Below are 22,193 nucleotides of genomic sequence, written 5' to 3'. Positions count from 1 at the left end.
GCACTTCGATGAAGCGCACATCTATTGGGGCTTCTTAGCCTTCACAAATTTTCTTTGGCCGAATCACATGATTCATGAGGATAGCCAGATCTCTAACCCTCTGAACAAGGCAACCGATCTGGCAACCGCTCTGCGTCACATTCAGGTGCCGCGCGGCTTCGCCCGCGCGGTCGCATCGGCCACCAAGGGGTCATCCGGCCAATAGTGCTTGGGATAACGCCCTTTCAAATCCTTCTTCACCTCGGCATACGTCGTGCGCCAGAAGTTGGCCAGATCCTGGGTCACTTGTACCGGCCGCCGTGCCGGTGACAACAAATGCAACTTCACCTGCTGACGGCCTTGGGCAATACGCGGTGTATCGGCGAGGCCGAAGAGTTCCTGCAGACGCACGGCGAGAATCGGTGGGTTTTCACTGTAGTCCAGGCGAATGTTCGAGCCGGAGGGCACCGCCAGATGCGCCGGTGCCCATTCGTCCAGGCGCTGTGGCAATGGCCATGGCAGCAGATTGCGCAAGATCGAAGACACATCCAGGGCGGCGAAATGGCTCAGCCGCGAGACCTTGCCCAAGTATGGCTGCAGCCAGTCTTCCAGGGTCGCCAGCAGCGCTTCGTCCCCCAGGTCAGGCCATTCGCTTTGCCCCTCTTTGTCCAGATCAAGCTGACGTAACAGCGCCACCCGCGCTTGCCATTGGCGAAGTTCCGGGGTCCAGGTCAACAGGTTCAGGCCCTTGCGCCGCACCAGGCCAAGCAACGCTTTGGCGCGGGCATCGTCATCCAGGTTGGGTAACGGTTCACGACCCAGCACCAGCTCGCCGACCTTGGTCTGGCGTTCGGCACGCAGCACCTGCTCACGCTCGTCCCAATCGAGGATATCGACCCGCTCGACCTGTTCGGCCAGCACGCTTTCGAGCAGCGCCGGATCGAATTCGGCAGCCAGATAGATGCGTTCTTCGCGCTGACCTTGGCGGCTGCCCAGGTCGGCGATCACCAGCCACGGGCACTTCATCAGTGCATCGACTTCGGCAAACAGCGCCGCACGGCCGTTGGCCAGCCGGTATTCCGCACCGCCCTCGCGGCGCTGCTGGGCGACGCGGTCGGGGTAGGCCAGCGCCAGCAGCGCGCCCAGCCAGCGCGGGTGATCGGGGTCCGCAACCGGCGCGTCTGGTTTGCCACGCAGCAGGCCACGGTACTGGCGAGCCAGTTGGCGCGCACGCTGCACACCGCCGTGGCTGCCACGGGCAGCTTTGCTTTCGCCACTGACCAGCGCCAGCCGGCTGTGCAAATCGGCACCACCGCCGCGCTGGATATCCCGCTCGCCCAGCAGCGCAGCCACATCACAGGCCATCTGTGCCAGGCCCAGGTCCTGGCCGCGCAACAGCAGATGCGCAATACGCGGATGCGCCGGCAACTCGGCCATGGCCTGGCCGTGCTCGCTAAGTTTGTCACGGCTGCCGGGCTTGAAGGCGTTGAGCCGCGCCAGCAGGTCCTGGGCCTGGGCGAAGGCGGCCGTGGGAGGCTGGTCGAGCCAACGCAACTGCTCGGGTGTAACACCCCAGCGCGCCAGTTGCAGGGCCAGGCCGGCCAGGTCGGCCTGCATGATCTCGGCGCTGCCGTGGGCGGCCAGCTGGTCATGCTGGGCCTCGGACCACAGGCGATAGCACACGCCGGGCTCCAGGCGGCCGGCACGGCCAGCGCGCTGAGTGGCACTGGCACGGGAGATGCGTTGGGTGTCCAGACGAGTCATGCCGCTGCCGGGGTCGAAACGCGGTACCCGGGCCAGGCCTGCGTCGATCACCACGCGCACGCCGTCGATGGTCAGGCTGGTCTCGGCGATGTTAGTGGCCAGCACCACCTTGCGCAGGCCCTTGGGCGCCGGGTCGATGGCCGCACGCTGGGCGTCGAGATCGAGCTCGCCATGCAGCGGGCAAAGCAGGACCTCGGGGCGCTCGCCCAGCGCTTCCTGCAGGCTCTGGTGCACCCGGCGGATCTCGGCTTGACCTGGCAGGAATACCAGCACACTGCCGGTCTGGTCGGCCAGTGCCTGCAACACGCTGTCCACTACCCGTGGCTCGATGAACTCACCCGGCTGGAAAGGCCGCCCCCAACGGATGTCGACGGGGTGCATGCGGCCTTCGCTGCTGACCACCGGGGCATCATCCAGCAGCCGCGAAAGGCGCTCGCCCTCCAGGGTCGCGGACATCAGCAAAACCTTCAGTGGCGGGTCGTCCCGCAGCAATTCCCGGCCATTCAGGCTCAATGCCAGGGCCAGGTCGGCATCAAGGCTGCGCTCGTGAAATTCGTCGAAGATCACCAGCCCCACACCCTCCAGCGCCGGGTCGGCCTGCAGGCGGCGGGTGAGGATGCCTTCGGTCACTACCTCGATGCGGGTGTTCGGCCCGACCTTGCTGTCCAGGCGGATGCGATAGCCCACGGTTTCGCCGACCTTTTCGCCCAGCTCGCTGGCCAGGCGCTCGGCCGCAGCCCGCGCTGCCAGGCGCCGGGGCTCGAGCATGAGAATGCTCTGCCCGGCCAACCACGGCTCGTTGAGCAGCGCCAGCGGCACGCGCGTGGTCTTGCCGGCACCAGGCGGCGCCTCGAGCACCGCTTCGTCACGGTTTTCCAGGGCTTGGCGCAGAGCGGGCAAGACAGCATCGATCGGTAATGAAATCATGGTGGTCCTCGAACAGTCCCGCGAGTATAACGGCGAACCCAGCCTGCTCTATCATGGTCTTAGCTTCAGGTGCAGGCGCTTCGCTTGCCCTGCTGGATACCTTTTCGGAGATTTACATGCGCATCCCAACCCGCGTCATCGGTGGCGCCCTCATCGTCACCTTGCTGACCCAACTGACCGCCTGCGGCACCATTCTCTACCCGGAACGGCGCGGCCAGATCGGCGGCAAGATCGACCCAGTGGTTGCCGCAATGGATGCCATCGGCATCCTGTTCTACGTGATCCCGGGGCTGATCGCCTTCGGTATCGACTTCGCCACGGGCGCCATTTATTACTCAGGCGGGCGATCCGCTCAGGTCGACCCGGTCAAACTGCGCGAGGCCGTGAGCCCCGATGGCAAGGTCGACAACCTGAAGTTGCAGGCCATTCTGGAAAGCGAACTGGGCCAGCGCCTGCCGCTGAACGACCCTCGGCTGATCCAGCATCGCGGCAGCATCGAGCAGTTGGCCAGCCTGGGCCTGGTACCTGCAGCCTGAAGTACAAGGACACTACCCACGGATGATGACCACCCCGGCTGAACACCAGCGCCTGCTACGCCTGGCCACTCGCGCCTCGCTGGCGGTGGCCAGCATCCTGGTCCTGAGCAAGGCGTTAGCCTGGTGGCTGAGCGGCTCGGTCAGCCTGCTGGCCGGGCTGACCGACTCGGCACTGGATGCCGTTGCCTCGTTCCTCAACCTGCTCGCCGTGCACTACGCCCTGCGCCCGGCCGACAACGACCACCGTTTCGGCCATGGCAAGGCCGAGGCCCTGGCCGGTATGGCGCAGGCGCTGTTCATCGGGGTCAGCGCGGTGCTGATCGGGGTGCAGGCGGTTGAACGCCTGCACACCCCGCAACCCTTGGGCGATACCGCCGTCGGTATCGGGGTAATGCTGCTGTCGCTGGTGCTGACCCTTGCCCTGCTGGCACTGCAACACAAGGTCATCCGCCTGACCGGCTCCACGGCGGTACGGGCCGACTCCCTGCACTACCGCTCGGACCTGCTGCTCAACGGCAGCATCCTGCTGGCCCTGCTGCTGGCACGCTTTGGCTGGCCGCAGCTGGATGCGCTGTTCGGCCTGGGCATCGCTGTCTATATCCTCTGGAGCGCGCTGCAGATTGCCCGGGAGAGTACGGCCATCCTGATGGACCAGGAACTGCCCGGCGATGTTGGCGAGGACATGGCTGCGCTGGTGCTGGCCATTCCCGGGGTCAAAGGCGTGCACGACCTGCGTACGCGGGTGTCGGGCAACCAGTGGTTCGTGCAGTTGCATCTGGAGATGCCGGGGCAATTGCCGCTGCATGAAGCGCACGCCTTGTGCGTGGAGGCCTCGAGGGTGATCCGCCAGCGTTATCCACAGGCGGATGTGATGGTGCATGCGGATCCGGTGTGAACCTGCAAGGGCCCTATCGCCGGCAAGCCAGCTCCCACAGGAACCGCACCGTCCTGAAGGCATGCGCAATACCAGTGGGAGCTGGCTTGCCAGCGAAGGGCCGGGACAGGCAGTTCCCACAGGCACTACACATGGCTTCAGGCCGGTGCGGTTTCTGTGGGAGCTGGCTTGCCGGCGATAGGGCCGGGACAGGCAGTTCCCACAGGCACTACACATGCCTTCAGGCCGGTGCAGTTCCTGTGGGAGCTGGCTTGCCGGCGATAGGGCCGGGACAGGCAGTTCCCACAGGCACTACTCATGGCTTCAGGCCGGTGCGGTCCCTGTGGGAGCTGGCTTGCCGGCGATAGGGCCGGGACAGGCAGTTCCCACAGGCACTACTCATGGCTTCAGGCCGGTGCGGTCCCTGTGGGAGCTGGCTTGCCGGCGATAGGGCCGGGACAGGCAGTTCCCACAGGCACTACTCATGGCTTCAGGCCGGTGCGGTCCCTGTGGGAGCTGGCTTGCCGGCGATAGGGCCGGGACAGGCAGTTCCCACAGGCACTACTCATGGCTTCAGGCCGGTGCGGTTCCTGTGGGAGCTGGCTTGCCGGCGATAGGGCCGGGACAGGCAGTTCCCACAGGCACTACTCATGGCTTCAGGCCGGTGCGGTCCCTGTGGGAGCTGGCTTGCCGGCGATAGGGCCGGGACAGGCAGCACATCTAGCTCAGTTGATGCTGTAGCCTCGGCCGCTGAAACAAGCGCCCAGCGCCCGCCGGTAGTTGTCCGCCACATCGGCCGAAGGTGCATAAGTCGCTGTCGCCGGGTCGAACCCTGACTGGCTCACCGCCCAACGGTGGCATTGGTAACGGTCTTGGTCCTGCTGCTCCTGCCCTTGTCCATACATCGGGTAGGCCACCACGTCATACCCACCGCCTACAGGTGCCGGCGCGGCAACCGGCGGGTTGACCACCACGTACTCGCGGCTGTCGGCCAGGTACTGGTAATAGGTATCTGCCACCAGGAAGAACAGCGCCCCGCCCAGCCAGACTTCCCGCGCATAGGGCGGCAGGTAGTCGACCCGCACGCCATGGGGCGGGGTCACCACGACATAACGGCCACCATGGGGGCGATACCAGTAACCACCAGAGTAGAAGTAGTCATCGCCACGGTAGGGCACTTTCCAGTAGCGGTCCGGGAAATGATCGATGGTATGCCCGGGGCGATACTGCGGCCCCGGCCCCCAGCCATTGCCATGCCCATCCGGGCGCCCCTGCCAGTCACCGCCAAGCCGTTGCCCCGGGCCACCGGCTTCCCAATGGCGGTTATCGCCATGGCGGCGGGGAATGTCCTGGTAATAGCCCTGGCGTGGCGGCTGGGTCTGCTGCACTTCGTCACGCGAATTGAGCGGGCGGCCCGGCGCCCCCTCGCCCGACCCTTCGGCCATGGCCCCGAGGCTGATGCTCAACCCCAACACACCAACACCTGCCAACTGCCAGATGCGCGACTTCATGCTGTTCCTCTCGGTAGAAAATACGGCAACCACAGCCAGTCTACCGCGCCTGTCACGCAGGCCAATTAAATTTCCGGACATGAAAAAAGGGAGGCCGCTGGGCCTCCCTTCAGGAATTGTCGTCCGTGCTCGGCACTTGTGGCGCCGGCTCACCTCACACCGTCTTCTGGAAGGTGTGTAGCCCGGGGGCCTGCAGATCCTGTTGGATGGCTGGCCGCGACCGCCCGCCTAGGGCGCGTCGCCGTGGACTGATGTCCGGGCAGTGATTCTGTGGATAAAGATACCGGACAGGTTGCGGCAGATGATTGCGAAGATTGCTCGGATAAATAGCACTTGCGCAATTTTTCACCCTGGATTGATAATTCACCGCAATCCGAACAGAAAAGGCATAAACCATGAGCAAACTTGACCGCTACGACCTGAGCATCCTCGCCGAATTGCAGCGCGATGCGCGCATTTCCAACCAGGAACTGGCCGAGCGCATCGGCCTGTCGCCTTCGCCATGCTCGCGTCGGGTCAAGCAACTGGAGGACGATGGCTACATCTCGCGCCAGGTGGCCCTGCTCGACCGCAAGAAGCTGGGCCTGAGCCTGACCGCCTATGTGCTGATCGGCATGGACCGCCACACCCCGGAACGCTTCGAAACCTTCGAGGCGGCCATCCGTAACCTGCCGCAGGTGCTCGAATGCAGCCTGGTCACCGGCATGGATGCCGACTACCAGCTGAAAGTGGTGGTGCCCGACATGGACCACTACCAGAAACTGCTGTTAGGCAGCCTGACCCGTATCGAAGGCGTCACCAGCGTGCGTTCGAGCTTTGTGCTGAACCAGGTGCTGGCCAGCACCGAGCTGCCCTTGACCCACCTGCGTTAATTGCCTGCGCCAGCAGGCGTATAATCGGACGCTCAACCCGCCTGGAGAACACCGATGGATCCCGCCGTATTCGAAGAGTGGATGATGATCATCCTGGTCACCGTGTTGATCGGTTTCATGGGTTTCATCGTCTGGGACCTGGCGAAAAAGTCCAAGGCCGGGCGGTTCGGGACGCTGATCCTGTTCTTCGTGCTGGGGCTGGGGGTGTTGGCCTTTATCATCAAGAGCGTGGTGGTGGGGTTTCTCGAAGGGGTGTAGAAAATTCAGGGCCATTCGCGGGCACGCCCGCTCCCACAGGTCTGGCGCTGCACTTGAGGGCTGCACCATACCTGTGGGAGCGGGCGTGCCCGCGAATAGGCCCTTGAACTGGACTAAAGCTTGGCGGCCACTTCGCGCCAGCACCCCTGCTCCAACCCATCCAGCGCCCAGTCGCCAATCCGCACCCGCACCAGGCGCAAGGTCGGCAACCCCACCGCCGCCGTCATCCGCCGCACCTGGCGGTTACGCCCTTCGCGAATAACCAGCTCCAGCCAGCTGGTCGGCACGCTCTTGCGAAAACGCACCGGCGGGTTGCGCGGCCACAGCTCGGGCTCGTCCAGGCGCCGCGCCTCGGCCGGCAAGGTCGGCCCATCGTTCAGTTCCACACCATCGCGCAAGCGCTGCAACTGCTCCTCGCTCGGCTCCCCCTCCACCTGAACCCAGTAAGTCTTGGCCAGTTTGTGCTTCGGGTCGGCAATGCGCGCCTGCAGGCCGCCATCGTTGGTCAGCAGCAACAGGCCTTCACTGTCGCGGTCCAGCCGCCCGGCCGGGTACACGCCGGGGATGTCGATGTAGTCCTTGAGCGTCGCGCGCCCGTCGCCGTCGCTGAACTGGGTCAGCACGTCGAACGGTTTGTTGAACAGGATCAGGCGCGGCTCGGCCGGTGGCGCCTTGGGCTGGCGACGCGGGCCGGTGGCAGGCCGCGCCTGGGGGCGGCGCGGCTTGGAACGGGGTGGCAGTGACATGGATCCTCAGCGGAACGGCGGCTCATCGAAACTGCGCAGTTTACGCGAGTGCAGCGAGTTGAGCTCGGTGCGCAGCAAGTCGAGGGCGGCAATGCCGATCTTCAGATGCTGGCTGACCGCCCGGTTATAGAAGGCGTTGGCCGAACCCGGCAGCTTGATCTCGCTGTGCAGCGGTTTGTCGGACACACACAGCAAGGTGCCGTACGGCACGCGCAAGCGGTAACCCTGGGCGGCAATGGTACCGCTTTCCATGTCCACCGCCACGGCACGCGACAGGTTGATCAGCGGCCGCTCCTGGGCCCAGCGCAGCTCCCAGTTGCGGTCGTCGTAGGTCAGCACGGTGCCGGTGCGCAGGCGCTTTTTCAGCTGTTCGCCACGCTCGCCGGTGACCTGCGCGGCGGCTTCCTGCAAGGCCAGCTGCACTTCGGCCAGGGCCGGAATCGGGATGTTCGGCGGCACCACCCGGTCGAGAATGCCGTCACGGCGCATGTAGGCGTGTGCCAGCACATAATCGCCGATGGTCTGCGACTGCCGCAGGCCGCCGCAGTGGCCGATCATCAGCCAGCAGTGCGGGCGCAGCACGGCCAGGTGGTCGGTGATGTTCTTGGCATTGGACGGGCCGACGCCGATGTTGACCAGCGTGACGCCGTCGCCATCGGCGGCGATCAGGTGATACGCCGGCATCTGGTAGCGGTGCCAGACCACGCTGGCCACCAGGGCCTGGGTTTCACCGTGGTCCATGCCCTTTTCGATCACCACGTTGCCCGGCAGCACCATGCGCACGAAGCGCGGGTCGTCACGCAACTGGTCGAGGCCGTGGCTGATGAACTGGTCGACATAGCGGTGATAGTTGGTCAGCAGGATCCATGGCTGCACATGGCGCCAGTCGCTGCCGGTGTAGTGCACCAGACGGCGCAGCGAGAAGTCGACCCGCGCGGCATCGAACAGCGCCAGCGGCAGGGTTTCGGCACTGCCCCAGTCATACAGGCCGTCGGCGATGTTGTCGGTGGCAGCCGACAGGTCGGTACTGGGGAACACCCGCGCCAGCTGCGCGGCGGTGATGCCGCTGCCGGCCAGTTCGTCGCCCTGGTCGACCACGTAAGGGTAAGGGATGTTCTGTTCGCTGACGCCGACCTCTACCGTGACGGTGTAGTCGTGCATCAGCGGGCGCAGTTGCTCCAACAGATAGCCACGGAAAGCAGCCGGCTGGGTGATGGTGACGCTGTAGGTACCGGCCACCTGAACCTTGGCGTAAGCCCGCGTGGTGGCGGCGACTTCACCGTGGCTGTAGTAGGTCAGGCGCAGCGCCGGGTAGCGGAACAGGTCGCGCTCTTCGACGCCTGGCTCGGTACGGTCCTTCAGGTAACGCTTGAGGGCCTGGCTAAGGGCCCCGGTGGCCTGGTCATGCAGGGCCGCCAGACGGTCGACGGCCTGTTCGGGGGTATCAACGACTACAAAAGCTTGGCTCACACTGTGCTTCCTGTCTGGACATGCATGTGAACCATCTTGCCTGCCTTCTTGGCTAAATACACCCCCATTGATCGGTGTTGCATCCATTCGCGGGCACGCCCGCTCCCACAGGATCTTCACTGCCCTCAAGCACGACGCAGTACCTGTGGGAGCGGGCGTGCCCGCGAAGAAGCCAGCTCAGTTCGCCCAGGCTGGCGTCGCCCTGGCCACCAATGCCGCCACATCCACACCCCGCGGCAACGCCCCGTACACGCGCCCGCCCCCCGTCAAGCGGCTGTCGATAAACGCATCACTGACCACCGCATTGCCCGCCTCCAGCAGCAGCTTGGCCTGCAGCGCCAGGGCAATATCCTCGGTCAGCTGCCGCGCGCGGTACTGCATGTCGCCAGTGTCGGCAAACGCCCCCTTGAGGTTGCCGATGTGCGCCGCCAGGCGCGGGTCCCCGTGCCCATCGCCCAGCTCGGCGAACAGCGCATCGAGCACGCCCGGCTCCTTGGACAAGGCCCGCAGCACATCCAGGCACTGCACATTGCCCGAGCCTTCCCAGGTCGAGTTGACCGGCGCTTCGCGGTACAGCCGTGGCAGGATGCTGTCTTCCACATAACCTGCCCCGCCCAGGCACTCGGCGGCCTCGTTGATCATGGCCGGCGCGCGTTTGCAGATCCAGTACTTGCCCACCGCCGTGACCAGCCGGGCGAAATGCGCCTGCTGCGGGTCTTCCAGCTGCTCCAGCGCCTGCCCCATGCGCAGGCTCAGGGCCAGCGCGGCCTCGCTTTCCAACGCCAGGTCGGCCAGCACGTTCTGCATCAACGGCTGCTCGCTCAGCAGCCGCCCGCCGACCTTGCGGTGCGCGCAATGGTGGGTCGCCTGGGTCAGCGCCTGGCGCATCAGGGCGCTGGAGCCGACCATGCAGTCGAAGCGGGTCATGGCCACCATTTCGATGATGGTCGGCACGCCCCGCCCTTCTTCCCCGACCATCCACGCCAGGGCACCGCGGAATTCCACCTCGCTGGAGGCGTTGGAACTGTTGCCCAGCTTGTTCTTCAGGCGCTGGATATAGAACTGGTTACGGCTGTCATCCGGGCGGTGACGCGGCAGCAGGAAGCAGCTCAGGCCTTTTTCGGTCTGGGCCAGGGTCAGGAAGGCATCGCACATCGGCGCCGAGCAGAACCACTTGTGCCCGACCAGTTCGTAGGGCTGCCCCGGGCCCGCGGCGCCGACCGGATAAGCCCGGGTGGTGTTGGCCCGTACATCGGTGCCGCCCTGCTTCTCGGTCATGGCCATGCCCAGTGTGACACCGGCCTTGTGACGGTCGCCGACGTTACGCGGGTCGTACTCGCAGGCGAGGATTTTCGGCAGCCAGTATTCGGCCAGTTCGGGTTGCAGCCGCAGCGCTGGCACGGCGGCGAAGGTCATGGTCAGCGGGCAGCCGGTACCGGCCTCGGCCTGGCTGTGAAGGTAGGTCATCGAAGCCCGCGCCACATGGGCGCCTGGGCGGGGTTCGACCCATGGCAGCGACGGCAGGCCGTGCTCGACGGCGGTGCGCATCAGTTCGTGGTAGGCGGGGTGGAACTCGACCAAGTCGATGCGATGGCCGTAGCGGTCGTGGCTGCTGAACTCCGGCTTGTGCGCATTGGCCAGGAAGCCCGCCTGCATCAGCGGGCCGCCGGCCAGGGCACCGTAGGCATCGATCCGCGATTCGGCCCAACCCGCACCGAAACGCCGCGACCATTCCTGTAGCGGCAGGTCGAGGCGGTAAAGGTTGGCACCGTCGAGGGGCGGTGGCTGGTTGGTGACTTCGTGGGTTTCAGCGTACTGGTGCAGGTTCATCGTGGGCTCCTGGATCCGGGTAGGCTTGAGAGACCCAGTGAAGCACTCCCTGTGAGTCAGTCAAAGTGACATTAATGACTAAACATGTGGTGGGGGGCATGTCTTGGGGATGCAACGGGGCTGACAGGTTTTCGACACGACAGTTGCATTGCCGGCCAGGCCAGGGGCCGTGTACACGGTAAAGACTGGCTGCTAAAGGGCGACAAGACCACCCCCTGCCCGCGCTGTGGCCAAGAAAGCACCCTCATCGAAGGCGAGTCCCGCTGGCAGCAGGACGTCATCGGCTGCGCCGATGTTCGCGGGTAAACACTCCCACAGGAGATGTGCATAGCCTGAGGCATACGCAATCCCTGTGGGAGCGGGTTCACCCGCGAAAGGGCCGGTGCAGCCAAACAAAACTCAGCGCATCAAACCCAGCTCGGCATCATCCAGCAGCGCCTTGGCCATTGCTGCGAAGTAGTGTGAAGCCCACATCATTTGCTGGTCGCCATCCATCAAACCGGTAAGCGACAAGTCCCGCGCATAGCCCATCAGTTCCGAGGCCTGCTCACGGGCGCTGCGACAGGGGATGCCCTCGGCAATGCGGAACAGTGGATGGGTTTGGCCTTCGCCTTGGTAGAAGTAGGTAACGCCAGGGGTGGTTTTGGTTTCGTCGGTCATGAGTTCGGCACCATGGAGATATGTGCCACCCGTCCGTTTCCACACATAGGGGTGACAGCTGCACACGGGGTGGAAAACCAGGCATGGTGCGAACCCGGTAGGCCCAAAGGCCTCCCGCGTACAGCTGTCGTAACGACACGCACCATAGGTCTTGCCAGGTTTCCACACCCGATCGCTGAACCGTCAGCGACTGGAAAAGCCTAGAGCGCGGGATTTGCAGGAACAATCAGACGCGTGTCGACAGAGGTTGTAGGGTATTTCGCAGGGGATGGAGTTGCCAGTGCTGAAGCGTAGGAAGAGTCTGGCGTTGTTGTAGGAGTGCAGATGCGGTCAGGGCATGTCCTGGGGGCCGCTTGCGGCCCTTCGCGGGCATGCCCGCTCCCACAGGGATCGCGCATTGCCCGAACTCAGCGCCAAACCTGTGGGAGCGGGCGTGCCCGCGAAGGGCTGCAAAGCAGCCCCAACAAAGCCTGCGAAAATCTCTAAAGCGACCGTCGCGTCTGCAGAACATTCGATGCCATCTGCATCTGCGCAATAGCAATGTTCAAACTCAACTCGAACCGGCTCCCCAACCCCCGCGTCGACTCATGCGACAACCGTGCCCCCAGCAATTCCCCCATCTGCCGGCAGATCGACAAACCAATCCCCAGCCCGCCATAACGCCGGGTCATCGAGCCATCGACCTGGAAAAAGCGCTGGTACAGGGTCGCCTGATCGAGGTCATCGAAGCCGATACCGCTGTCGCTGACCATGAAGGTCAGCGCCAGGTCGTCAGGCCCCACGCGGCGCCCGCGCACCTGGATCATCACCCCGCCCTGGTGGGTGAACTTCAAACCGTTGTCCACCAGGCACCCCAGGCAGCGGGCCAGCTTCTGAGCATCGCCCAGCAACCCGTCCGGCACATCGGCCGGGATGTCCAGGCTCAGGTACAAGCCTTTGCCCAAAGCCTGCCCGGCATAACCGGCACGCACGCCCTGCAGCAGGTCACGCAGGCTGAACGGCGCCGGCTGCGCGCGCAGGCGGCCGGCCTGCAGCTCGGACAGGGTAAGAATGGCATCGACCATATCCATCATGCCCTGGGCCGAGCCCACCGCCGTGCGGTGGTACTGGGCCATCTCGGCCTCCATCGGCAGGGTATGCATCAGCTCCAGCGAGCCGATCACACCATTCATCGGTGTGCGCAGCTCATGGGTCACGCTGGCCAGGAACTCATCTTTCAGCCGGTTGCTCCTGGCCAGTTGCAGGTTCAGTTGTTCCAGCGTGCGCCCGGTGTCTCGCAAGGTCTGCGCCTGCTGCTCGCGCAGGCTGTTGATGCGGTCGGCCAGCGCCAGCGACAGCAAGGCCACCTCCAGCGCCGACCCCAGCTGGCTGGCATACATGGTGATGAACACGTTCGGCAGGTAGCCCAGCACCATCAGGGTGTTGACCAGGCCTCCGAGCAGGAACGCCGTCCAGGCGATGATGAACCAGCGTGCCACGCGCAAGCCTCGCCACCAGGCGTACAGCCCGGCAGCGAAGATGCTCACGGTAAACAGCAACGCCAGCATCGTGGCCATGCGCAGGGCGACGCCGTAGGGCATGCTCACCGCCAGCACCATGACCAGCGCGCCACCCAGCATCAGCAGCTGCAGCAGCCTGTCGAAACCACGGCTGATGCTGCCCAGTTGCAGGAAATGCCGGGCGAACTGGCAGCCGAACAGGCCAGCGGCACCGATGAACAACGGCGTCGAAGCATTCGCCCACCACGGGCTGTCCGGCCAGAAGTAGGCCACACCAGCACCATTCACCGACACCTGGTAAAAGCCGAACGAGGCGATATAGAGGATGTAATAGAGGTAGCTGACGTCGCGCACGCTGAGGTAGATGAACAGGTTGTACACCAGCATCACCAGCAGCACGCCGTAAATCATCCCCAGCACATACAGGCGCGTGGGCTGCTCCTCCATGTAGGCCTGGGCGGACCACAGCGCCAGCGGCGCCTGCACCGAGCCCTGGCTGTGCAGGCGCAGGTAGGCGGTGGTCACCTGGCCAGGCGGCAGCTGCAGTTCGAACAGGTAGTTGTTCTGCAGGATCTGGCGGCTGTGGTAGGGCAAGGCGTCGCCGGTGCGCCGGGCCAGGCGGTAACTGCCACTGCTGTCGGGCAGGTACAGCTCGAGGTGGTCCAGCGGCGGATAGGCCAGTTCCAGCAGCCATTGCCGTGGGGCGGCGCCGGGTGCGGCGACAGGGCGCAGTTCGACCTTGAGCCAGAACACCGAGGTGGAATAACCGGCGTTCAGCACGTCTTCGTGGTGGGGGCGAAAATGCTTGGCGAACCCAGGGGCACTGACCTGGGCGATGCTGGCGCTGCCATCGAGGTCTTCATAAACCTGCATGGCCTTGCCCAGCGGAAGATGCCGCGTAGCGTCGTCGAAATCGACTGCCCCGGCCAGCACGGGCAGCAAGCCCAGAAGCACAATCAGCAAATAGCGCATACAGCCCCAGCATGGCCTGTCCGGTCGAGTCGCGGTTGCCTCCCATCCGTTTGAGACGACACGATCCGGCAGAACCCGTTTGTAGAGTTATCCGAGCACTCTAGCATAGCTTCGCAACCTGGCAATCGACCATATCCAATCACAAAGAAAAGGCTCTAAATCAATGCTTTCAGAAATTAAACCGGCAAAAAACTGACCTTATGATCAACAAAACTCGTTTGTAGGACGATCCGCCCAAACAGGATTGGTGGTAAGCTCGCCGACCATGAATACCTACAGCTCCCGCCCCGTTGTCCTCTGTCTCTCCGGCCACGACCCCAGTGGCGGCGCCGGCCTGCAGGCAGATATCGAAGCCCTGATCGCCCAAGGCTGTCACGCCGCACCCGCAGTGACCGCCCTGACCGTGCAGGATACCGTCAACGTTTCCGACTTCCGCGTGCTCGACCGCGAGTGGGTGCTGGCCCAGGCCAACGCCGTGCTGGCCGACTCCACGGTGGCCGCCGTCAAGCTCGGCATGCTCGGTTCGATCGAAATGGTCGACACCGTCGCCGAACTGCTGGCCGCCCACCCGCACCTGCCGCTGGTCTGCGACCCGGTGCTGCGTGCCGGTGGTGGTGGCCGCCTGGGCAAGGACGAAGTGGGCTACGCCCTGCGCGAACGCCTGCTGCCGCTGGCGACCATCGCCACGCCGAACCTGCCCGAAGCCCGCATCCTTGCCGAACTGCCCGAAGGCACCGCCGACGAGTGTGCCGAGAAACTGTTGCCGTTCTGTAGACACCTGCTGATTACCGGCGGTCACGGCGACGAAGACGAAATTCACAACCGCCTGTACAGCCGCGACGGCCAGCGCCACACCTGGACCTGCCAGCGCCTGCCGGGCAGCTACCACGGCTCGGGCTGCACCCTGGCCAGTGCCCTGGCCGGCCGTCTGGCCCTCGGCGAGCAGCTGGAAAGCGCCGTCCGCAGCGCCCTGGACTACACCTGGCGCACACTGCGTGACGCCGAACAGCTGGGCAAGGGCCAGTTCGTGCCGCGCCGCCTGCCGCTGGATTTCTGCTCCTGACACGAGGCCTCCAATGAAGCTACGCGGTCTGTACGCCATCACCGACAGCCAGCTGCTCGCTGGCCGTTTCCTGTCCCATGTCGAGGCGGCACTGGAAGGCGGCGTGTGCCTGCTGCAGTACCGCGACAAAAGTGACGACGCGGCGCGCCGCCTGCATGAAGCCGAAGGGCTGCTGAAGCTCTGCGAGCGCTACGGCACCCAGCTGCTCATCAACGACGACGCCGAACTGGCCGCGCGCCTGGGCGTCGGCGTGCACCTGGGCCAGACCGACGGCCCGCTGACCCCAGCCCGCGCATTGCTCGGCCGCCAGGCGATCATCGGTTCCACCTGCCACGCCAGCCTCGAACTGGCCGCCCAGGCTGCCAGCGAAGGCGCCAGCTACGTGGCCTTTGGCCGCTTCTTCAATTCCGTCACCAAGCCGGGTGCACCCGCTGCCAACATCGAACTGCTGGAGCAGGCCCGCGCCCAGGTGAAACTGCCGATCGCGGTGATCGGCGGCATTACCCTCGACAACGCCGCCCCGCTGGTCGCCCATGGCGCCGACCTGCTGGCGGTGATCCACGGCCTGTTCGGTGCCGACAGCGCGCAGGAAGTCACCCGCCGCGCCCGCGCCTTCAACGCCTTGTTCGCATCCTGATTCGAGAGATCCTCCCATGTCCCGTTCCGAAGCCCTGTTCGCCCAAGCCCAGAAGCACATCCCCGGTGGCGTCAACTCGCCGGTCCGCGCTTTCAAGAGCGTTGGCGGCACGCCGCTGTTCTTCAAGCATGCCGAAGGCGCCTACGTCGTTGACGAGGATGACAAGCGCTACGTCGACTACGTCGGCTCCTGGGGCCCGATGATCCTCGGCCACGGCCACCCGGAGGTACTGGACTCGGTACGCAGGCAGCTGGAGCACGGCCTGTCCTATGGTGCCCCGACCGCCATGGAAACCGAGATGGCCGACCTGGTCTGCTCGCTGGTGCCGTCCATGGAGATGGTGCGCATGGTCAGCTCGGGCACCGAAGCCACCATGAGCGCCATCCGCCTGGCCCGTGGCTACACCGGCCGTGACGCCATCATCAAGTTCGAAGGCTGCTACCACGGCCACTCCGACAGCCTGCTGGTAAAAGCCGGCTCCGGCCTGCTGACCCAGGGCGTGCCGAGCTCGGCGGGCGTGCCGGCGGACTTCGCCAAGCACACCCTGACCCTGCCGTTCAACGACATCGCCGCCGTCGAGAAAACCCTGGCCGAAGTCGGCCAGACCGTAGCCTGCATCATCGTCGAGCCGGTAGCCGGCAACATGAACTGCGTACCGCCGGCGCCAGGCTTCCTCGAAGGCCTGCGCGAGCAGTGCGACAAGCACGGCGTGGTGTTGATCTTCGACGAAGTAATGACCGGTTTCCGCGTTTCGCTCGGCGGCGCCCAGGGCCACTACGGCATCAAGCCGGACCTGTCGACCTTCGGCAAGATCGTCGGTGGCGGCATGCCGGTCGGCTGCTTCGGCGGCACGCGTGAAATCATGGGCTGCATCGCCCCGCTCGGCCCGGTCTACCAGGCCGGTACCCTGTCGGGCAACCCGCTGGCCATGGCCGCCGGCCTGACCACCCTGAAGCTGATCAGCCGCCCGGGCTTCCACGCCGAGCTGACCGACTACACCAGCCGCATGCTCGACGGCCTGCAACAGCGCGCCGATGCCGCTGGCGTGCCGTTCGTCACCACCCAGGCCGGTGCCATGTTCGGCCTGTACTTCAGCGGTGCCGACGACATCGTCACCTTCGAAGACGTGATGGCCAGCGATGCCGAGCGCTTCAAGCGCTTCTTCCACCTGATGCTCGATGGTGGCGTGTACCTGGCGCCGAGCGCGTTCGAGGCCGGCTTCACCTCCATCGCCCATGGCGACAAGGAGCTGCAGATCACCCTGGATGCGGCTGAAAAGGCTTTTGCAGCCCTGAAGTAATTGTCAGCCTGTACCGGCCCTTTCGCGGGCACGCCCGCTCCCACAGGTTCTGCACCAACCTTGAAAATGGTGCGATCCCTGTGGGAGCGGGCGTGCCCGCGAAGAGGCCGGGACAGGCAACAAAAGACCCTGCACAATCAGCTGACTCCCCCAACCAAGCAGAAATTCGAGTAAAACTTTGTAAGGTTGGCGCTGCTTATCCCATAATGTGCCACCAGAGACATTGGCCGCAGCTTTGCAGAGGTAAGTCGATCCCCATGAACCGCACCGGCCGCGCCCTGACCCTGGGCTGCCTGTTGCTTCTTCAGCCCCTGCTGGCCCTGGCGGAGGGCGGTAACTCGTTGCTCATTCCGGCGACGGGCCGCTGCACCTTGAATGTCCAGCCTGAAGACCTGGCAAACGCCCTCAAGGCTTGTGAGCAGACGGCAACGGCGGGGGATGCCCAGGCGCAATTCGAACTGGGCGAGTACTACTACACGCAAACGCCGAAAAACCTGGGCAAAGCCCTGAACTGGTTCGAAAAGGCCTCGCTGCAAGGCCATGCAGAGGCCCAGTACCGCCTGGGCGCCATGTTCTTCCGTGGCGAAGGGGTCAAGGCCAACAATGTGCAGGCCTACATCCTCCTGAAGATGGCAGCGGTCAACGGCGCCGAGGATGCGCTGGACATGGCCGACGAAGTGACCGAGCAAATGCCCCGCGACGAACTGGAGCATGCCACCCAGGTGCTCGGCCAGATCTTCCGCAAGTACCTGCTGGAACTGCAGAACGCCGAAGGGCGCACGCCGTTCTCGCCACTCCCCTGAGGGTTACTTTTCCGGCATCGGCATGGGGAACGGCATCACGTTGCCGCCGCCCTTGGCTTCGCTGATCTTCGCCGTGCCCAGGCGCTCCACCTCGTCGATGCGCACGATCGAGTGCATCGGCACGAAGCTGCGGATCACCCCATCGAACTGGCTCTTGAGCTTCTCCTCGCTCGGGTCCACCACCAGCTGCGAACGCTCGCCGAACACGAACTCCTCGATTTCCAGGAACCCCCACAGGTCGCTCTGGTAGATCTGCTTGGCATACATCTCGAAGACCTGCCCCTGGTTGAGGAAGATCACTTTATAGATGGCAGGTTCGCGTTTGCTCATGTTCGTCGGGATAACACATGCGTAAGAAAAGGCGGGCATCATAGCAGACAGGTTTGCTGATCTGTGTTGCCTGTCCCGGCCTCATCGCCGGCAAGCCAGCTCCCACAGGTACTGCGCAAGCTTCAGGCCTGTGCAGTATCTGTGGGAGCCCGGCTTGCCGGCGATAGGGCCGGAACAGGCCATACATACCGTTGAACGTTTCAGTGCTTTCGCCACTGCCATTCAAGGGTTATTCTTGAGTTCACATCCATTGCCGTCGAGCGGCTAAAAACGACCTTGAACGCACCCATACAACCCCATCGTTTCATCCTCGAACCTTTCGAGGCCCACCGTTTCGCCAACTTGTGCGGCCAGTTCGACGAGCACCTGCGCCTGATCGAACAGCGTCTGGCCATCGAGATCCGCAACCGCGGCAATCAGTTCGAGCTGATCGGCGAACCCAAGACCACCTCCGCTGCCGAACAACTGCTGCGCCGTCTCTACCGCGAGACCAAGGCCAGCGACCTGTCGCCGGAAACCGTGCACCTGTACCTGCAGGAATCGACCGTCGAGAACATCGACAACCCGGCCGTCAACGAGGTCAGCGTGTCGCTGCGCACGCGCAAGGGCAACATCCGCCCGCGCGGGGTCAACCAGCAACGCTACGTCAAGGAAATCCTGGCCAACGACATCAACTTCGGGATCGGCCCGGCCGGTACCGGCAAGACCTACCTGGCCGTGGCCTGCGCCGTGGACGCGCTGGAACGCGAACAGGTGCGCCGTATCCTGCTGGTGCGCCCGGCGGTCGAGGCGGGCGAAAAGCTCGGCTTCCTGCCCGGCGACCTTGCCCAGAAGATCGACCCGTACCTGCGCCCGCTGTACGACGCCCTGTACGAAATGCTCGGCTTCGAACATGTGGCCAAGCTGATCGAGCGCCAGGTGATCGAGATCGCCCCGCTGGCCTACATGCGTGGCCGCACCCTGAACAACAGTTTCATCATCCTCGACGAGAGCCAGAACACCACGCTGGAACAGATGAAGATGTTCCTCACCCGTATCGGCTTCGGCTCTACCGCGGTCATCACCGGTGACATCACCCAGGTCGACCTGCCCCGTGGCACCAAGTCGGGCCTGGCGCACGTCATCGAGGTGCTGAGGGACGTTCCGGGGATCAGTTTCACCCACTTCCAACCCAAAGATGTGGTTCGTCACCCACTGGTGCAGCGCATTGTCGAGGCCTACGACCGCTTCGATGCCCGCCAGGCCAAGCCCGAGGCGCCCGGCAAAGATGCTTGAACTCGATATTCAACGGGCCACGGATGCTGCCGCCCCGGATGACACCGCCTTTCGCCGCTGGTGCGAACTGGCACTGCGCCAGCGCAGCGCCGATTCGGAAATGACCATTCGCCTGGTCGACGAAGCCGAAGGCCGCGAGCTGAACCACACCTACCGGCACAAGGACTACGCGACCAATGTGCTGTCGTTCCCGGCCGACGTCCCCGACGACCTGCTCGATATCCCACTGCTGGGCGACCTGGTGATCTGCGTGCCGGTGGTCGAGCGCGAAGCCGCCGAACAGGGCAAGTCGCTGGAAGCGCACTGGGCACACCTGGTCATCCACGGTTGCCTGCACCTGCTCGGTTACGACCACATCGAAGATGAGGAAGCCGAGGAAATGGAAGGCCTGGAACGGGAATTGCTGGCAGAACTGGGTCATCCCGACCCGTACGCCGACGATGAAACCGACACCATCACACACTGATACACGAAGGATCACGAGAACCGCCATGAGCGAAGATCGATCGAGCAACGGGCAGAAGTCCTGGCTGGGTAAACTGACCCAGGCTTTTGCCCATGAGCCGAAAAACCGCCAGCAGCTCCTTGAACTGCTGCGCGAAGCCCATCAGAACAAACTGCTGGACAGCGAAGCGCTGACCATCGTCGAAGGCGCCATCCAGGTGGCCGACCTGCAGGTTCGCGACATCATGGTGCCGCGTTCGCAGATGATCAGTATCAAGGCCAGCCAGTCGCCCCGCGAGTTCCTGCCGGCAGTGATCGACGCCGCACACTCGCGCTACCCGGTGATCGGCGAAAGCCACGACGATGTGCTCGGGATCCTGCTCGCCAAGGACCTGCTGCCGCTGATCCTCAAGGAGAACGGTGACAGCTTCAACATCAAGGACCTGCTGCGCCCGGCCACTTTCGTGCCCGAGTCCAAGCGCCTGAACGTGCTGCTGCGCGAGTTCCGCGCCAACCATAACCACATGGCCATCGTCATCGACGAGTACGGCGGCGTGGCCGGCCTGGTCACCATCGAGGACGTGCTGGAGCAGATCGTCGGCGACATCGAGGACGAGCACGATGTCGAGGAAGACAGCTACATCAAGCCGCTGCCCAGCGGTGACTTCCTGGTCAAGGCGCTTACCCCGATCGAGAACTTCAACGAGTTCTTCGACAGCGAATTCTCCGATGACGAGTTCGACACGGTCGGCGGCCTGGTGATGAGCGCCTTCGGTCACCTGCCCAAGCGCAACGAAACCACCGAGATCGGCCCTTACAAGTTCCGTATTCTCAATGCCGACAGCCGGCGGATACACTTGCTGCGCCTGACACCGATCACCCGTTAAGGACAAACATGCGTTGGATCACCCGCCCCGGCTGGCCCGGTAACCTGCTGGCCCTGGCGGCCGGTGCCTCCACCCTCCTGGCCCTGGCGCCGTTCGACATCTGGCCCCTGGCCGTGTTGTCCATCGCCCTGCTCTACCTTGGCCTGCGCGAGCTCAGCCCGCGCCAGGCCATGTGGCGTGGCTGGTGGTTCGGCTTCGGCCTGTACGGTGCCGGCACCTGGTGGATCTACGTAAGCATGAACACCTACGGCGGCGCCTCGCCGCTGCTGGCGATCCTGCTGCTGCTGGCGTTCTTCGCCGCCCTGGCCTGGTTCTTCGCCCTGCCCACCTGGCTTTGGGCACGCTGGTTGCGGCGCACCGAGGCACCACTGGCCGACGCCTTGTGCTTCGCCGCCCTTTGGCTGCTGCAAGAGGCCTTCCGCGGCTGGTTCCTGACCGGTTTCCCCTGGCTCTACGCCGGCTACAGCCAGCTGGACGGCCCGCTGGCCGGCCTGGCACCGCTGGGCGGCGTGTGGCTGATTTCCTTCACCCTGGCCCTGACCGCTGCCCTGCTGTGCAACCTGCACCGCCTGCGCGCCCGCCCCTCGTTCCTGGCGGCGGGTTGCCTGCTGTTGCTGGCCCCGTGGGTGCTGGGCCTGGCGCTCAAGGGCCATGCCTGGACCAAGCCGGCGGGCGACCCGCTGAAAGTGGCGGCCATCCAGGGCAATGTCGAGCAGGACCTGAAATGGGACCCGGCACACATCGACGCGCAACTGGCGCTGTACCGTGACCTGAGCTTCAGCTCCAGGCCAGTGGACCTGCTGGTGTGGCCAGAAACCGCGGTCCCGGTGCTCAAGGACCAGGCCCAGGGCTATATCGACGTGATGGGCCGCTTCGCCGCCGAGCGGCATTCGGCGCTGATTACCGGCGTGCCGGTGCGTGAAGTGGTGCACCACCAGCGCCGCTACTACAACGGCATCACCGTCACCGGTGAAGGCGATGGCACCTACCTCAAGCAGAAGCTGGTGCCATTTGGCGAGTATGTGCCGCTGCAGGACATGCTGCGCGGCCTGATCGAGTTCTTCAACCTGCCCATGTCGGACTTCGCCCGCGGGCCGGAAGACCAGCCGCTGCTGCAGGCCAAGGGCTACCAGATTGCGCCTTACATCTGCTACGAAGTGGTCTACCCCGAATTCGCCGCTGGCCTGGCGGCCCGCAGCGACCTGCTGCTGACCATCAGCAACGACACCTGGTTCGGCACCTCGATCGGCCCGTTGCAGCACCTGCAGATGGCGCAGATGCGCGCGCTGGAAGCCGGCCGCTGGATGATCCGCGCCACCAACAACGGCGTGACCGCACTGATCGACCCGTTTGGCCGCATTACCACGCAGGTACCGCAGTTCCAGCAGGCGGTGCTGTACGGCGAGGTGGTGCCGATGCAGAAACTGACGCCGTACCTGCAATGGCGGTCGTGGCCGCTGGCGATAGTCTGCGCATTGCTGCTGGGTTGGGCGTTGCTGGCCGGGCGCATTGCCAAGACCGTTTGAGTTTTCCTGTACCGGCCTCTTCGCGGGTAA

20 protein-coding genes are annotated in these 22,193 nt (G+C 64.5%); 12 read left to right on the top strand and 8 right to left on the bottom strand.

Going from position 1 to position 22,193, the window contains the following annotated elements; all coding sequences use genetic code 11:
- Window positions 1–141 precede the first annotated feature (141 nt).
- The gene (gene hrpB / locus CAG34_RS18250) at window positions 142–2,670 is read right to left on the bottom strand and encodes an ATP-dependent helicase HrpB (RefSeq protein WP_085591642.1); all 2,529 of its coding nucleotides are present in this window, start codon (window positions 2,668–2,670) and stop codon (window positions 142–144) included.
- 116 nt (window positions 2,671–2,786) lie between these two features.
- Here hrpB and CAG34_RS18245 point away from each other — a divergent pair, with 116 nt between their 5' ends.
- The gene (locus CAG34_RS18245; RefSeq protein WP_013974328.1) at window positions 2,787–3,206 is read left to right on the top strand and encodes a hypothetical protein; all 420 of its coding nucleotides are present in this window, start codon (window positions 2,787–2,789) and stop codon (window positions 3,204–3,206) included.
- Window positions 3,207–3,228: 22 nt separating this feature from the next.
- A complete protein-coding gene (locus CAG34_RS18240) occupies window positions 3,229–4,101 on the top strand; it encodes a cation diffusion facilitator family transporter (protein WP_085591640.1) in 873 nt (290 codons plus the stop codon).
- A 704-nt stretch (window positions 4,102–4,805) separates the two neighbouring features.
- Here CAG34_RS18240 and CAG34_RS18235 read toward each other — a convergent pair.
- Entirely contained in the window at window positions 4,806–5,591 is a 786-nt protein-coding gene (locus CAG34_RS18235; RefSeq protein ID WP_085591638.1) for a DUF6515 family protein, read from the bottom strand.
- Window positions 5,592–5,986: 395 nt separating this feature from the next.
- On the opposite strand from CAG34_RS18235, the gene CAG34_RS18230 reads away from it, so the two are divergent.
- Entirely contained in the window at window positions 5,987–6,463 is a 477-nt protein-coding gene (locus CAG34_RS18230; RefSeq protein ID WP_003249795.1) for an Lrp/AsnC family transcriptional regulator, read from the top strand.
- 54 nt (window positions 6,464–6,517) lie between these two features.
- Window positions 6,518–6,721, top strand: a complete 204-nt coding sequence (locus tag CAG34_RS18225) for a DUF2788 domain-containing protein (RefSeq protein ID WP_013974331.1) — start codon at window positions 6,518–6,520, stop codon at window positions 6,719–6,721.
- Between the two features lie 113 nt (window positions 6,722–6,834).
- Here the strand turns inward: CAG34_RS18225 and CAG34_RS18220 are convergent, their stop codons facing one another.
- The 5 genes from CAG34_RS18220 to CAG34_RS18190 form a co-directional block, all read right to left on the bottom strand.
- Window positions 6,835–7,467, bottom strand: a complete 633-nt coding sequence (locus CAG34_RS18220) for a pseudouridine synthase (protein ID WP_085591636.1) — start codon at window positions 7,465–7,467, stop codon at window positions 6,835–6,837.
- A gap of 6 nt (window positions 7,468–7,473) precedes the next feature.
- Window positions 7,474–8,937: an AMP nucleosidase gene (gene amn / locus CAG34_RS18215; RefSeq protein WP_025340748.1), complete on the bottom strand. Its 1,464-nt coding sequence runs from the start codon at window positions 8,935–8,937 to the stop codon at window positions 7,474–7,476.
- Window positions 8,938–9,114: 177 nt separating this feature from the next.
- On the bottom strand, window positions 9,115–10,767 hold the full coding sequence (locus tag CAG34_RS18210; RefSeq protein WP_085591634.1) for an acyl-CoA dehydrogenase family protein: 1,653 nt from the start codon (window positions 10,765–10,767) through the stop codon (window positions 9,115–9,117).
- Between the two features lie 399 nt (window positions 10,768–11,166).
- Window positions 11,167–11,427 (bottom strand): DUF3077 domain-containing protein, encoded by a 261-nt coding sequence (locus tag CAG34_RS18200; protein WP_016501785.1) that lies wholly within the window; start codon window positions 11,425–11,427, stop codon window positions 11,167–11,169.
- Window positions 11,428–11,909: 482 nt separating this feature from the next.
- The gene (locus CAG34_RS18190; protein ID WP_085591630.1) at window positions 11,910–13,898 is read right to left on the bottom strand and encodes a hybrid sensor histidine kinase/response regulator; all 1,989 of its coding nucleotides are present in this window, start codon (window positions 13,896–13,898) and stop codon (window positions 11,910–11,912) included.
- A 265-nt stretch (window positions 13,899–14,163) separates the two neighbouring features.
- Here CAG34_RS18190 and CAG34_RS18185 point away from each other — a divergent pair, with 265 nt between their 5' ends.
- The 4 genes from CAG34_RS18185 (at window position 14,164) to CAG34_RS18170 (ending at window position 17,701) form a co-directional block, all read left to right on the top strand.
- Window positions 14,164–14,961 carry a hydroxymethylpyrimidine/phosphomethylpyrimidine kinase gene (locus CAG34_RS18185; protein ID WP_046613210.1) on the top strand — a complete coding sequence of 266 codons (798 nt, stop codon included), beginning with the start codon at window positions 14,164–14,166 and terminating at the stop codon, window positions 14,959–14,961.
- Between the two features lie 13 nt (window positions 14,962–14,974).
- Window positions 14,975–15,598: a thiamine phosphate synthase gene (gene thiE, locus CAG34_RS18180; RefSeq protein ID WP_085591628.1), complete on the top strand. Its 624-nt coding sequence runs from the start codon at window positions 14,975–14,977 to the stop codon at window positions 15,596–15,598.
- A gap of 16 nt (window positions 15,599–15,614) precedes the next feature.
- Window positions 15,615–16,898: a glutamate-1-semialdehyde 2,1-aminomutase gene (hemL, locus tag CAG34_RS18175; RefSeq protein ID WP_085591626.1), complete on the top strand. Its 1,284-nt coding sequence runs from the start codon at window positions 15,615–15,617 to the stop codon at window positions 16,896–16,898.
- A 257-nt stretch (window positions 16,899–17,155) separates the two neighbouring features.
- Complete coding sequence (locus tag CAG34_RS18170) at window positions 17,156–17,701, top strand: tetratricopeptide repeat protein (protein ID WP_003257587.1); 546 nt, start codon at window positions 17,156–17,158, stop codon at window positions 17,699–17,701.
- A gap of 3 nt (window positions 17,702–17,704) precedes the next feature.
- Here the strand turns inward: CAG34_RS18170 and CAG34_RS18165 are convergent, their stop codons facing one another.
- On the bottom strand, window positions 17,705–18,031 hold the full coding sequence (locus CAG34_RS18165) for a DUF1820 family protein (RefSeq protein ID WP_013974341.1): 327 nt from the start codon (window positions 18,029–18,031) through the stop codon (window positions 17,705–17,707).
- A gap of 276 nt (window positions 18,032–18,307) precedes the next feature.
- Between CAG34_RS18165 and CAG34_RS18160 the strand changes: the two genes are divergently transcribed.
- The 4 genes from CAG34_RS18160 to lnt are packed head-to-tail and all read left to right on the top strand — an operon-like array spanning window position 18,308 to window position 22,163.
- Window positions 18,308–19,306 (top strand): PhoH family protein, encoded by a 999-nt coding sequence (locus CAG34_RS18160; protein ID WP_039613560.1) that lies wholly within the window; start codon window positions 18,308–18,310, stop codon window positions 19,304–19,306.
- Window positions 19,299–19,772 carry an rRNA maturation RNase YbeY gene (gene ybeY / locus CAG34_RS18155; RefSeq protein ID WP_015271932.1) on the top strand — a complete coding sequence of 158 codons (474 nt, stop codon included), beginning with the start codon at window positions 19,299–19,301 and terminating at the stop codon, window positions 19,770–19,772. Before CAG34_RS18160 ends, ybeY begins: the two co-directional genes overlap by 8 nt.
- Window positions 19,773–19,797: 25 nt before the next feature.
- Complete coding sequence (locus tag CAG34_RS18150; RefSeq protein WP_003257584.1) at window positions 19,798–20,637, top strand: HlyC/CorC family transporter; 840 nt, start codon at window positions 19,798–19,800, stop codon at window positions 20,635–20,637.
- Window positions 20,638–20,645: 8 nt separating this feature from the next.
- Window positions 20,646–22,163, top strand: a complete 1,518-nt coding sequence (lnt, locus tag CAG34_RS18145; RefSeq protein ID WP_085591623.1) for an apolipoprotein N-acyltransferase — start codon at window positions 20,646–20,648, stop codon at window positions 22,161–22,163.
- The last annotated feature ends 30 nt before the right edge of the window (window positions 22,164–22,193 follow it).

This window comes from Pseudomonas sp. B14(2017) (assembly GCF_002113255.1).
Classification (GTDB): Bacteria; Pseudomonadota; Gammaproteobacteria; order Pseudomonadales; family Pseudomonadaceae; genus Aquipseudomonas; species Aquipseudomonas putida_Z.
Note: the sequence above shows the minus strand (reverse complement) of the source record. Positions and strands in the feature narration are given on the sequence as shown.

What these genes read in the sequence shown, in the direction of transcription:
- hrpB (WP_085591642.1), bottom strand. Translation starts at nt 2,670, where the DNA reads ATGATTTCATTACCGATCGATGCTGTCTTGCCCGCTCTGCGCCAAGCC.
- CAG34_RS18245 (WP_013974328.1), top strand. Translation starts at nt 2,787, where the DNA reads ATGCGCATCCCAACCCGCGTCATCGGTGGCGCCCTCATCGTCACCTTG.
- CAG34_RS18240 (WP_085591640.1), top strand. Translation starts at nt 3,229, where the DNA reads ATGATGACCACCCCGGCTGAACACCAGCGCCTGCTACGCCTGGCCACT.
- CAG34_RS18235 (WP_085591638.1), bottom strand. Translation starts at nt 5,591, where the DNA reads ATGAAGTCGCGCATCTGGCAGTTGGCAGGTGTTGGTGTGTTGGGGTTG.
- CAG34_RS18230 (WP_003249795.1), top strand. Translation starts at nt 5,987, where the DNA reads ATGAGCAAACTTGACCGCTACGACCTGAGCATCCTCGCCGAATTGCAG.
- CAG34_RS18225 (WP_013974331.1), top strand. Translation starts at nt 6,518, where the DNA reads ATGGATCCCGCCGTATTCGAAGAGTGGATGATGATCATCCTGGTCACC.
- CAG34_RS18220 (WP_085591636.1), bottom strand. Translation starts at nt 7,467, where the DNA reads ATGTCACTGCCACCCCGTTCCAAGCCGCGCCGCCCCCAGGCGCGGCCT.
- CAG34_RS18210 (WP_085591634.1), bottom strand. Translation starts at nt 10,767, where the DNA reads ATGAACCTGCACCAGTACGCTGAAACCCACGAAGTCACCAACCAGCCA.
- CAG34_RS18200 (WP_016501785.1), bottom strand. Translation starts at nt 11,427, where the DNA reads ATGACCGACGAAACCAAAACCACCCCTGGCGTTACCTACTTCTACCAA.
- CAG34_RS18190 (WP_085591630.1), bottom strand. Translation starts at nt 13,898, where the DNA reads ATGCGCTATTTGCTGATTGTGCTTCTGGGCTTGCTGCCCGTGCTGGCC.
- CAG34_RS18185 (WP_046613210.1), top strand. Translation starts at nt 14,164, where the DNA reads ATGAATACCTACAGCTCCCGCCCCGTTGTCCTCTGTCTCTCCGGCCAC.
- thiE (WP_085591628.1), top strand. Translation starts at nt 14,975, where the DNA reads ATGAAGCTACGCGGTCTGTACGCCATCACCGACAGCCAGCTGCTCGCT.
- hemL (WP_085591626.1), top strand. Translation starts at nt 15,615, where the DNA reads ATGTCCCGTTCCGAAGCCCTGTTCGCCCAAGCCCAGAAGCACATCCCC.
- CAG34_RS18170 (WP_003257587.1), top strand. Translation starts at nt 17,156, where the DNA reads ATGAACCGCACCGGCCGCGCCCTGACCCTGGGCTGCCTGTTGCTTCTT.
- CAG34_RS18165 (WP_013974341.1), bottom strand. Translation starts at nt 18,031, where the DNA reads ATGAGCAAACGCGAACCTGCCATCTATAAAGTGATCTTCCTCAACCAG.
- ybeY (WP_015271932.1), top strand. Translation starts at nt 19,299, where the DNA reads ATGCTTGAACTCGATATTCAACGGGCCACGGATGCTGCCGCCCCGGAT.
- CAG34_RS18150 (WP_003257584.1), top strand. Translation starts at nt 19,798, where the DNA reads ATGAGCGAAGATCGATCGAGCAACGGGCAGAAGTCCTGGCTGGGTAAA.
- lnt (WP_085591623.1), top strand. Translation starts at nt 20,646, where the DNA reads ATGCGTTGGATCACCCGCCCCGGCTGGCCCGGTAACCTGCTGGCCCTG.